This is a genomic window from Streptomyces sp. MI02-7b, assembly GCF_033793585.1.
GTDB lineage: Bacteria > Actinomycetota > Actinomycetes > Streptomycetales > Streptomycetaceae > Actinacidiphila.
Window position 1 is genome coordinate 328,072 of sequence record NZ_JARAWX010000008.1, and the last position, 9,894, is coordinate 337,965.

Annotated in this window: 13 protein-coding genes and 1 pseudogene; 7 read left to right on the forward strand and 7 right to left on the reverse strand. The window is 74.8% G+C overall.

All coding sequences use genetic code 11. The annotated features are described in order from the left end of the window. Positions 1 to 40 precede the first annotated feature (40 nt). The 3 genes from PV364_RS16410 (at position 41) to PV364_RS16420 (ending at position 2,785) form a co-directional block, all read left to right on the forward strand. Positions 41 to 1,666: a serine/threonine-protein kinase gene (locus tag PV364_RS16410; RefSeq protein WP_415924562.1), complete on the forward strand. Its 1,626-nt coding sequence runs from the start codon at positions 41 to 43 to the stop codon at positions 1,664 to 1,666. A 210-nt stretch (positions 1,667 to 1,876) separates the two neighbouring features. Further along, positions 1,877 to 2,137 (forward strand): hypothetical protein, encoded by a 261-nt coding sequence (locus PV364_RS16415; protein WP_319660727.1) that lies wholly within the window; start codon positions 1,877 to 1,879, stop codon positions 2,135 to 2,137. A gap of 51 nt (positions 2,138 to 2,188) precedes the next feature. Further along, positions 2,189 to 2,785 carry a histidine phosphatase family protein gene (locus PV364_RS16420; protein WP_319660728.1) on the forward strand — a complete coding sequence of 199 codons (597 nt, stop codon included), beginning with the start codon at positions 2,189 to 2,191 and terminating at the stop codon, positions 2,783 to 2,785. 135 nt (positions 2,786 to 2,920) lie between these two features. Here PV364_RS16420 and PV364_RS16425 read toward each other — a convergent pair whose 3' ends face one another. Then, positions 2,921 to 3,547: a YigZ family protein gene (locus PV364_RS16425; RefSeq protein ID WP_319660729.1), complete on the reverse strand. Its 627-nt coding sequence runs from the start codon at positions 3,545 to 3,547 to the stop codon at positions 2,921 to 2,923. An 88-nt stretch (positions 3,548 to 3,635) separates the two neighbouring features. Between PV364_RS16425 and PV364_RS16430 the strand changes: the two genes are divergently transcribed. Further along, positions 3,636 to 4,043 carry a CoA-binding protein gene (locus PV364_RS16430; protein WP_319660730.1) on the forward strand — a complete coding sequence of 136 codons (408 nt, stop codon included), beginning with the start codon at positions 3,636 to 3,638 and terminating at the stop codon, positions 4,041 to 4,043. After that, positions 4,040 to 4,543, forward strand: coding sequence for a GNAT family N-acetyltransferase (locus PV364_RS16435; protein WP_319660731.1), 504 nt, complete (start codon positions 4,040 to 4,042; stop codon positions 4,541 to 4,543). The genes PV364_RS16430 and PV364_RS16435 overlap by 4 nt, the downstream gene beginning before the upstream one ends. Here PV364_RS16435 and PV364_RS16440 read toward each other — a convergent pair. The 4 genes from PV364_RS16440 to PV364_RS16455 all read right to left on the reverse strand — a co-directional run bounded on the left by PV364_RS16440 (position 4,518) and on the right by PV364_RS16455 (position 7,703). Then, the gene (locus tag PV364_RS16440) at positions 4,518 to 5,336 is read right to left on the reverse strand and encodes a GNAT family N-acetyltransferase (protein WP_319660732.1); all 819 of its coding nucleotides are present in this window, start codon (positions 5,334 to 5,336) and stop codon (positions 4,518 to 4,520) included. The two genes, PV364_RS16435 and PV364_RS16440, sit on opposite strands and share 26 nt — an antisense overlap. Continuing rightward, positions 5,333 to 5,890, reverse strand: a complete 558-nt coding sequence (locus tag PV364_RS16445; protein ID WP_319660733.1) for a YbaK/EbsC family protein — start codon at positions 5,888 to 5,890, stop codon at positions 5,333 to 5,335. Before PV364_RS16445 ends, PV364_RS16440 begins: the two co-directional genes overlap by 4 nt. 102 nt (positions 5,891 to 5,992) lie before the next feature. Continuing rightward, positions 5,993 to 6,742, reverse strand: a complete 750-nt coding sequence (locus PV364_RS16450; RefSeq protein WP_319660734.1) for an acyltransferase — start codon at positions 6,740 to 6,742, stop codon at positions 5,993 to 5,995. Positions 6,743 to 6,782: 40 nt separating this feature from the next. After that, entirely contained in the window at positions 6,783 to 7,703 is a 921-nt protein-coding gene (locus PV364_RS16455; RefSeq protein WP_319660735.1) for a pseudouridine-5'-phosphate glycosidase, read from the reverse strand. Positions 7,704 to 7,759: 56 nt separating this feature from the next. On the opposite strand from PV364_RS16455, the gene PV364_RS16460 reads away from it, so the two are divergent. Further along, entirely contained in the window at positions 7,760 to 8,302 is a 543-nt protein-coding gene (locus tag PV364_RS16460; RefSeq protein WP_319660736.1) for a gamma carbonic anhydrase family protein, read from the forward strand. Positions 8,303 to 8,312: 10 nt separating this feature from the next. Here the strand turns inward: PV364_RS16460 and PV364_RS16465 are convergent, their stop codons facing one another. Then, positions 8,313 to 8,963 carry a DedA family protein gene (locus tag PV364_RS16465; protein WP_319660737.1) on the reverse strand — a complete coding sequence of 217 codons (651 nt, stop codon included), beginning with the start codon at positions 8,961 to 8,963 and terminating at the stop codon, positions 8,313 to 8,315. A 129-nt stretch (positions 8,964 to 9,092) separates the two neighbouring features. Then, entirely contained in the window at positions 9,093 to 9,545 is a 453-nt protein-coding gene (locus PV364_RS16470; protein ID WP_319660738.1) for a DUF4442 domain-containing protein, read from the reverse strand. Positions 9,546 to 9,617: 72 nt separating this feature from the next. Here PV364_RS16470 and PV364_RS16475 point away from each other — a divergent pair. Beyond that, a pseudogene (locus tag PV364_RS16475) lies at positions 9,618 to 9,894 on the forward strand (hypothetical protein); the annotation flags it as partial.

A 9,894-nucleotide genomic window follows, 5' to 3' on the forward strand; every position in this document is an offset into this window, starting at 1 on the left:
GGTCACGACACCGCCACGGCCGTCGGTGGCGGCCCGTACCATGACCGCCATGACGGCGAGCGACTCCGGCAGACCCCCCGTCCCCCTGGTCGACGACCGCTTCGAACTGCTGGAACGGCTCGGCGGCGGTGGCATGGGCCTGGTGTGGCGGGCCCGGGACACCGCCCTGCACCGCGAGGTCGCGCTGAAGGAAGTCCGCCCGTCCGATCCGGACTTGGCCACCTCCGACCCCGAGGCGGCGGCGAAGCTGCGGGAGCGCGTGCTGCGCGAGGCCCGCGCGCTGGCCCGGGTGCACCACCCCAACGTCGTCACGATCCACCACATCGTGGACAGAACGGACCTCGCCCACCCGTGGCTGGTCATGGAACTGGTCACCGGGGGCACGTTCCAGGACCTGATCGCCCGGGGTCCGCTGGCGCCGCGGGAGGCGGCCCGCATCGGGCGCGGCGTCCTCGCCGGGCTGCGCGCCGCGCACGCGGTCGGGGTCCACCACCGCGACGTGAAACCCGCGAACGTGCTGCTGCGGCCCGACGGCACCCCGGTGCTCACGGACTTCGGCATCGCCACGCTCGGCGACGCCCCCCGGCTCACCACCACCGGCGGCCTGATCGGCTCTCCCGAGTACATCGCCCCCGAGCGGATCCGCGGCGAGGAGGGCAACCCCGCCTCCGACCTGTGGTCGCTCGGCATGATGCTGTACGTCGCGGTGGAGGGCGTCCATCCGCTGCGCCGTGAGACCAGCATCGCCACCCTCGTCGCGGTCCTCGACGAGCCCCTCCCGCCGGCGGCGCGTTCCGGGCCGCTCGCCCCGGTGCTCGCCGCGCTGCTCGTACGGGACGCGGCCGCGCGGCCCGGCGCCGGGCACCTCGACCGGATGCTCGCCGAGGCGGAGACCGGGACCGGGGCGGCGCCCGCCGGCTCGCCCGCGCCCCGCCTGGCGGCGCCGCCGGTCGACGCGGTGCCCGCCGGCTTCGGGCCGCCCCCGGCGACGTACCCGCCGCGGCCGGCCGCCGCCCCTGCGGGCCGCCGAGGGCGTGCCGTGGCCGCGGTGTCCTCCGTCGCGGCGGTCGGCCTGGCGGGCGTCCTGCTGTGGACGCTGGTCCCGGACCTCCACGGCGGGGGCGACGCGAACGCCTCGCCGACACGATCCGCCTCGTCCCCCGGCTCCCGCTCCGGACCGACGTCCGGTCCTGCGTCCCAGCCGTCCTCCCCGGAGACCGCGGCCGCCGGGACACTGCTCAGCGTGGCGGGCGGCCGCTCCATGGCCGGCGTCGTACGGGGGGTCTCGGGCGACACCAAGGTGCTGAGGCTCACCCTGTACCCGGACTTCGCGACCTTCTCCGCCCCCACCAGGTCCGACAGGACCATCTACGACAGCTCCGTCTACCGGGACGGCACGACCGGCGCCTGGGGGTCGGGCGGCACCGTCGACCCCGACGACGCCCTGATCGAACTCGGTTCCGTCAACTGGGACGCCCTGCCCGTTCTGATGAAGCGGGCCGAGAAGGACTGCGGGGTGGCGCACCCCGAGAACCAGTATCTGATCGTCGAATCCGGTCTCATCGACCACGACCGCTACATGTCCCTGTACCGCGTGGACAGCCACCGCACCTGCTACGTCCGGGCCACGCTCCAGGGCAAGGTCACGCTGGTCATGAAGCCGTGACGCCGACCGGTCCGGGCCGCACCCGGCGCACCGAGCCGCTCCGCGACGCCCTGCCGGCCAGCCCGTGACCGGGGGAACACCGGCTCCGGGCCCGCGGGCCACCACGCCCCCGCGGAGAGGCGCGCGCACCGCGCCGCCCCGCGGGCCGCGAGTACCCTGCCCACGCCGGACGAACACCGAGGACTCCAAGGACACCAAGGAGAGAGCGTCATGACCGACTACCTTCCGACCGGACTCCGCACGCTGGCCGAGGCGGGCGACAGCGACGCGATCGACCAGCTCATCGAACTGGCCGCCGAGCAGGGCGACATGGACCTGCTCCGCACCTTCGCGGACGCCGGGAACAGCGACGCGGCCGACCTGGTCGTCGAACTCGCCACCGAGAACGAGGACCTGGAGGAACTCCGCCGCCTCGCCAACGCCGGCAACATCACCGCCGCCGAGCAGCTGAGCGAGCTCACCGCCGAGTGAGACCGGCGTCCATTGGTGGCGGCCGCCCCGCCGAACCGTCACCCTGCGGGCATGACCGTCTTCCATCCGGTGCAGCACGCCGAGAAGGAACGCCTCCCCGGGGACCCCGGGTTGACCGGGGCGGGACGCCTGCAGGCCGCCAGGACCGCCGACCGGCTGCACCACGCCGGTGTCCGCGCCCTCCTCAGCAGCCCCTTGCGCCGTGCACGCGAGACCGCCGCCGCCATCGCGGACCGGACCGGCCTGCCCGTCCAGGAGGACTCCCGGCTGCGCGAGCGGATCAACTGGGACTCCTCCCGGTCCGCGGAGGACTTCCTGAGCGACTGGGCGGCCACCGTGGAGGACCGGGATTTCCTGCCCGCCTGCGGTGACTCCTCCCGCGCCGCGGCGGAACGCCTGCGCGCCTGCCTGGTCGTCCTGGCCGGAACGCCGGGCCCGGTCGCGCTGGTGGCGCACGGCGGGGTCACCGTGGACCTGCTGCGCACGGTGATCGGTGACGCCGCGGTGCCGGCCGCCCTGATGCGCGACGGCCTCCCGTCCTGCGCGATCACCGCCCTGGACGGCCTGTCCGTCGTGGCCGTCGCCGCGACCGCGCACCTGACGGCGGGCCGGGCCCGGTCGTCACATTCCCTCCCCCAGCGGGGGTGAGGGGTGCCCCCACCCCGCGGCGCCCGGCACGGCAACTCTCCGCCTGGCGATGCGCCGCACCTGGGGGCACCCCAGCGGCAGCCGCCGACGCGGGGCCAGCCCTCCGGGCGGCCGGCGCCCATGTGACGACCGGGCCTAGACGTCCACGTAGGCGCTGCCCGAGACCTCCATGCCGGCCGAGCCCGCGGAGGCGTCGGCGAGCCAGCCGCGGAAGGAGTCCAGTTCCTCCTCGGGCACGCCGAGCTCGATGCGGACGTCGGCCGCGTAGGCCACCCCGCGCACCGCTCGGCCCGCGGCCCGCAGGTCGTTCTCGATGCGGCCGGCCCGCTGGTGGTCGACGACGACGGTGACAAGGGCGAGCTTCTGCCGCTCGACGGTGCCGAGCTCGTCCAGTGCCGCGGAGACCGCGCCGCCGTACGCCCGCACCAGTCCGCCCGCCCCGAGCTGGATCCCGCCGTAGTAGCGGGTGACGACGGCGACGACGTCCCGTATCTCGCGGCGCAGCAGGACCTGCAGCATGGGGGTGCCCGCGGTGCCGCCGGGCTCGCCGTCGTCGCCCGCCTTGTGCACCCGCCCCTCGGCGCCGATGACGTACGCGAAGCAGTTGTGGCTGGCGCCGGGATGCTCCCGGCGGACGCGGGCGATGAACTCCTGCGCCGCCGCCTCGCTGGACACCGGCGCCAGCGCGCACAGGAAGCGGGATCGCTTGATCTCGCTCTCGTGGACGCCCGCGCGCCCGATCGTCAGATACCGCTCCACCACCCCGCCACCCTACGGGAATGGCCGTGCGGCCCCTCTGGTTGACTGCTGCGGAGGGCTGGGAACGGCCTCAGGTCCGAGGGAGGACGACGTGCACGAAGACGACGCGGCGGTACGTGAGCTGCTGACCGGTCTCGGGGACACCTGGGCCGTGGTGGGCCTGTCCAGCAACACCTCGCGCGCCGCCTACGGCGTGGCCCGCGTGCTGCAGCGCTTCGGCAAGCGCGTGGTGCCGGTGCACCCGAAGGCCGAGACCGTGCACGGCGAGCAGGGCTATGCCTCGCTGGCGGACATCCCCTTCCCTGTCGACGTCGTGGACGTCTTCGTCAATTCCGACCTCGCCGGCGCGGTGGCGGACGAGGCCGTCGCGATCGGTGCCAAGGGCGTCTGGTTCCAGCTGGACGTGATCGACGAGGCGGCGTACGCCCGCACCAAGGACGCGGGCCTGGTCATGGTGATGGACCGCTGCCCGGCGATCGAGATCCCCCGTCTCGGATGACGGCGAACGCCGTCGTCCGCCCGGCCCGCCCCGAGGACGCCGCCGAGTTGGTGCGCCTGCGCCGGCTGATGTTCCTGGCCATGAGCGGCCGGGACGAACCGGGCGCGTGGGAGGCCGCGGCCGAGCAGCGGGCCCGGGAGCAGCTCGCCGGCGGTGCCGCGCGGGCGATGGGCGCGTTCGTGGTCGACGGCGACCCCGGCGGCGGGCCGCATCTGGCGGCGTGCGCGGTGGGGCGGATCGAGGAGCGGCTGCCCGCGCCCGCGCACCCCGAGGGGCGGTTCGGCTTCGTCTTCAGCGTCTGCACCGATCCCCGCTACCGGGGCCTGGGCCACGCGCGGGCGACCACGGGGGCGCTGCTCGCGTGGTTCGCCGAGCGCGGCGTCACGCGGGTCGACCTGCACGCGACGCCCGAGGCGGAGTCCCTGTACCGGAGCCTGGGCTTCGCCGAGCACTCCATACCGCTGTCGCTGGACCTCAGCCGGCCGGGGGCTCCGCGATGAGGGCCGTGCCCACCCGGCGGAAGCCGACGCGGGCGTAGATACGGGCCACGTCCTCGTCGCCCGCGGACAGGAACACCGTGCCCAGTCCCCGCGCCCGGGCGTGCCGGACGAGCGCCGAGGTCACGGCGAGCGCGAGGCCGCGGCGGCGGGCGCTGGGCAGCGTCCCGACGCCGACGATCTCGCACACCTCGCCGACCGGGTTGTACTGTCCCGCGCACAGCGCGGTCGTGCCGTCCACCGCCGCCGCGTGCACGGTCAGCCCGTCCCTGACCCGTGCCTCGGCCGCCGCGAGGGCGGCCGGGGCGGCGTGCAGCACCCGGGCGACGTCCAGTTCGGACGTCCCGGCCGGGCCGATCGCGGTGCCGGGGTGCGCGAAGGCCAGGTGGGGCACCGTGAGGGCGCTCGCGAACGCCGGGTCGCCGGGCGCCAGTACCCGGACGTCCACGCCGTCGACGGGCGCGGCGACGGCTCCGGCCGCCCCGGGGTCGAGCACCATCAGCGGGTGCGCGTGCACGAGCAGGCCCGAGGCCTCCGCCGCCTCGCGCAACGCGGGCGTCGTCTCCGCCACCCACTCGAAGCACTCGGGAACACCGAGCCGCCGCTGCCGCTCCCGCACCCGGTCCACGTCCGCGCGGCCGACCCGCCCGTCCGCGTCCCGTGTGGGGCGGGCGTAGTACGGCCAGCCGAGTCCCTCCCGGACGAAGAGCGTCAGCGGGCCGAAGTCCTCGGCGCGGGCGGCCGCCCGGGGCACCGCGTCGTAGTACCGCTCCAGGCGCGCCAGCAACTCGGTCACGCCGGGACGCCCAGTCCCTCGACGACCTGGACGCCGGGCAGCGCGGCCAGCGCCTTGCCCGGCAGGAGCAACTTGCCGCGGCGCCGGCCGCTGCCGATGATCACGTACGGCGTGTCCGTGACCGCCGCGTCGACCAGGAGCGGCCACGCGGCGGGGAGCCCGATCGGGGTGATGCCGCCGTACTCCATGCCGCTCTCGCCGACCGCGGTGTCCATGGGCGCGAACGAGGCCTTCCGCACACCGAGATGACGCCGGACGAAGCCGTTCACATCGGCCCGGGTGGTCGCGAGCACCACGCACGCGGCCAGGGTCACGTCCTGGCCCCGCTTGCCGGCGACGACCACGCAGTTGGCCGACTGGTCCATGCCGACGCCGTACGTCTCCGCGAAGACGGCCGTGTCCGCCTTCTCGGGGTCGGTGTCGACGAGCAGCACCTCCTCGGCCGGCACCTCCCCGTGCCAGGCGGTGAGGACCGCGGCGACGGGCTCCGGCAGGAGGTCGAGCCGTTCGAGGGCCGGAGAGACGTCGGTGAAGGTGCCGATGGGTGCGCGCATGTCCGGCACGCTAACAAACCCGCCCCGCCGGACGCGCCGCCGATCGGAGAACGGACAGCCGCGGGGGGACACCGCCCCCGCGCACGCCGTGCGGGGCGGCGGTCACCCCTCCGGTTCGAGCTCGACGAGCGCGGCCAGGGCGGCGAGTTGCTGGTGCGTCGCCCCCGCGGGCACCGGCATCGGCGCGGGGGTGCGCAGCGGGGGCTCCCAGCCGCGTTCGGGGTCCCAGCGCCGCACGACGCGCGCCGGTGCGCCCGCCACCACCGAGTGGTCGGGGACCTCGCCCCGGACGATCGCCCCCGCCGCGACCACCACGTTCCGCCCGATCCGGGCTCCGGGCAGGATCACCGCGCCCGCCCCCAGCCAGCTTCCGGAGCCGATCTCGACGGGCGCGGAACGCGGCCACTGCCGGCCGATGGGCTCGTGGGGATCGTCGTAGGAGTGGTTGTCACTGGTGACGTAGACGTACGGACCGCAGTAGACGTCGTTCCCGAACACCACCGGCCGCGAGGCGATGACATGGCTGCCGCGGCCGAGGACGACGCCGTCGCCCAGCCGGACGACCGGGTCGGGGCCGAGGTCGAGGCCGGGCATCATGCCCGCGGTGAGGGTGACCTGTTCACCGATGATGCAGTAGTCGCCGAGGTGGATCCAGCGCTCGCCGAAGATCGTGCCCTGGGGGAACGCCAGCCGGGTTCCGGTGCCGATGCGGCCGAAGCGCAGCGGCCCGGGACGGTCCGCGGTCACCGCTCCGGCGCCCTGGACCCAGCGCCAGCCGCGGTGCACCAGGCGGGAGGTGGCGCGCCGGCGCCAGGCCCCCAACGGGGAGAACAGGTTCTCGTTTTTCGGCACCCGCTCACGGTACCGAGGGCCGTGGTGCGCGGCCGGTCGATCAGGTGTGATGTGTGCCGCGTTCGGACCACGCGACGGCGAGCCGCGCGGCCAGGCGCACATTGCCGCGCACCGCGGCGAGGTTGGCCTCCAGGCTGGCCCCCGCGGTGCCCTCGACGAGCCGGCCGAGGAGGAACGGTGTGACGGCCTGGCCGGTCACGCCGTCGCGCTCGGCGGCGTCCAGCGCCTCGGCCAGGACGCGGTCGTGGAGTTCCGGGTCGAGCTGCTCCTCCTCCGGCACGGGGTTGGCGACGACGATCGCGGCGGGCGGCCCGCACAGGTCGTCCTGGGCGGCCATGACCGCCGCGACCTCCTCGGGCGTGCCCACCGTCCAGTCGACCGGCTGCCCGGAGCGGCTGAGGTAGAAGCCGGGGAATTCCCCGGTCCGGTAGCCCACGACGGTGACGCCGAGGGTCTCCAGCCGCTGCAGGGTGGCGGCGACGTCGAGGATCGACTTGACCCCGGCGCAGACCACGGTGATGCGGGTCTCGGCGAGCAGGCGCAGGTCGGCGGACTCGTCCTGCTCGTGGGTCCAGCCGCGGTGCACGCCGCCGAGTCCGCCGGTGGCGAAGAAGCGCAGTCCGGCACGGGCGGCCAGGAACGCGGTGGCCGAGACGGTGGTGGCCCCGTCGGCGCCGGTGGCCAGGGCGACGGGCAGATCACGGTGGCCGAGCTTGCGCATCCGCTCGTCGTGGGCGACGCGCTCCAGTTCCTTGTCGTCCAGGCCGACGCGCGGCACGCCGTCGAGGACCGCGATGGTCGCGGGCACGGCTCCGCCGTCCCGTACGGCGGCCTCCAGCTCCCGGGCGACCTCGAGGTTGCGGGGGCGGGGCAGGCCGTGGGAGATGATCGTCGACTCCAGGGCGACGACCGGGGCGCCCGACTCCAGCGCGGCGATCACATCATCGGAGAACTTCAGCACGCTGTAGGCGCTACCCTCCCCGCGATCACCGCAATCGCGGGGCTACGGTGATCTCCATGACGGAGAGAGCCTTGATCGCGGCCGTGGGCGGCCACACGCCCCGCGTCGACCCGGACGCCTTCGCCGCGCCGACCTCGGTGGTGCTGGGCGAGGTCACGATGGCGGCAGGCGCCAGCGCCTGGTACCACGCGGTGCTCCGCGGCGACTGCGCGCCGATCAGCCTCGGCGCGGGCAGCAATGTGCAGGACAACGCGACGGTCCACGCCGATCCGGGCTTCCCGGCGGTGATCGGCGCGGGCGTCACGATCGGGCACAACGCGGTGGTGCACGGCTGCGTCGTGGAGGACCACGTGCTGGTCGGCATGGGCGCGACGGTGCTCAACGGCGCCCGCATCGGGACGGGTTCGCTGGTGGCGGCGGGCGCCCTCGTACCGCAGGGCATGCGCGTGCCGCCGGGTTCGCTGGTGGCCGGGGTGCCGGCCAAGGTGCGGCGGGAACTGACGGCGGAGGAGCGGGAGATGGTCCGGCTGAACGCCGAGCACTACGTGCAGCTGGCCAGTGCGCACCGCGCCGCGTTCACGGCGGACGCCGCGGGCTGAGCCCGGCGGCTCACTCGGCCGTCGCCGCGACCGTCTCCTCGGCGGGCTCCACGACGGCGGCCGCGGCGGCCTTGGCCCGGCGGCGTACGACGAGGAAGGACGCCAGGCCGATCAGCACGGCCGCGCCCAGGCCCACCCAGGAGAAGCGCTTGAGCCAGGGCTCGGCGACGATGCCCACGTAGTAGATGACGGCCGTCGTGCCGCCCGCCCACACGATGCCGCCGAGGACGTTGGCGACGAGGAACTTCCAGTACGGCATGCGCAGCACACCGGACAGCGGCCCGGCGAAGATCCGCAGCAGCGCGACGAAGCGCCCGAAGAACACCGCCCACATGCCCCAGCGTTCGAAGGACGCCTCGGCGGTCGCGATGTGGCCGGGAGAGAAGTGCTTGGGGAAGCGCCGGCCGAGCCGGTCCATCAGCGGACGTCCGCCGCGGCGGCCGATCGCGTAGCCGATGGAGTCGCCCACGATCGCCCCGGCCGTGGCGCAGACGCCGACCACCCATGGATTGACATGTCCCTGCGAGGCGAGCAGCGACGCGCTCACGAGGATGATCTCGCCCGGCAGGGGGATGCCCAGGCTCTCCACACCGATCACGAGGGCCACCAGCAGATAGATGCTGACGGGCGGGATCGTCCCGAGCCACTCCTGGACGTGCAAGGCCGCTTCCTTCCCCTGGGGCGGTCGGGTGCCGGTGCGCCGGGCGCGCACGTCGTTGCAGCGTATCCGACGTACGGCCCGGCGCGGTTCCCGTGCCTGTGGGGTGGCCCACCCCGGGGCCCCCGTGCGTCAGGAGTTGGGCCGCAGGGTCCACACGATCGACATCTCGCCCGTCACGGCGCCGTCCTCGCGCCGGATCGCGACGGTGACCGGGAACTCGGGGCGCTCGCCCTTGTCGAGTTCGGCGACGATCTCGGCGGCGGGGCGGCCGAGTTCGGCGGTGGCGGTGACCGGGCCCATGGCGAGTTTCTTGTAGGAGATCTCAGCGCGGACGGCGAGAGGCACCGCGCGGGAGAGCTGGTCGGCGAAGGCGGCGAGCACGATGGCACCGCTCGCGGACTCGGCGAGGGTGAACATGGCGCCCGCGTGGGGGCCGCCGACGTGGTTGTGGTAATCGGCCTGGTCGGGAAGGCGGAGCACCGCGCGCTCGGCGGTGGTCTCCTCGTACTCGAGGTTCAGGGTGCGGACCATGGGCACGGTGGCCGTCAGGAGCTCGGCTATCTGGGGCTGGTTCTCGGACATGGCCGGATGTTACCAGCTGGTAATGGCGCGATCCATGGAACCGGGAGGCCGCAACCCCTAGTGTTTCGAGCCATGTGGCCAGGAGAACAGCAGCCCGGGGGACCGCAGTATCCGCAGCAGCCGGGGGGACCGCAGTATCCGCAGCATCCCCCGCAGCAGTTCCCGTCGCCGTACGCGCCCCAGCAGCACCCGGCCTACCAGCCGCCGCCCCCGCCGTGGGGCGCCCAGACGCTGCCCGGCGGGCCCGGCGGGCCCAAGCCGCCCGGCAACCGGCGGGGCCTGGCCGTCGCGGTGTCGGTGGTCGCCGCCGCGGCGGTCGCCGCGGCCGGGGTGCTGATCGCCGTGAAGC

What these genes read in the sequence shown, in the direction of transcription:
- PV364_RS16415 (WP_319660727.1), top strand. Translation starts at nt 1,877, where the DNA reads ATGACCGACTACCTTCCGACCGGACTCCGCACGCTGGCCGAGGCGGGC.
- PV364_RS16445 (WP_319660733.1), bottom strand. Translation starts at nt 5,890, where the DNA reads ATGCGCGCACCCATCGGCACCTTCACCGACGTCTCTCCGGCCCTCGAA.
- PV364_RS16435 (WP_319660731.1), top strand. Translation starts at nt 4,040, where the DNA reads ATGACGGCGAACGCCGTCGTCCGCCCGGCCCGCCCCGAGGACGCCGCC.
- PV364_RS16410 (WP_415924562.1), top strand. Translation starts at nt 41, where the DNA reads ATGACCGCCATGACGGCGAGCGACTCCGGCAGACCCCCCGTCCCCCTG.
- PV364_RS16420 (WP_319660728.1), top strand. Translation starts at nt 2,189, where the DNA reads ATGACCGTCTTCCATCCGGTGCAGCACGCCGAGAAGGAACGCCTCCCC.
- PV364_RS16470 (WP_319660738.1), bottom strand. Translation starts at nt 9,545, where the DNA reads ATGTCCGAGAACCAGCCCCAGATAGCCGAGCTCCTGACGGCCACCGTG.
- PV364_RS16460 (WP_319660736.1), top strand. Translation starts at nt 7,760, where the DNA reads ATGACGGAGAGAGCCTTGATCGCGGCCGTGGGCGGCCACACGCCCCGC.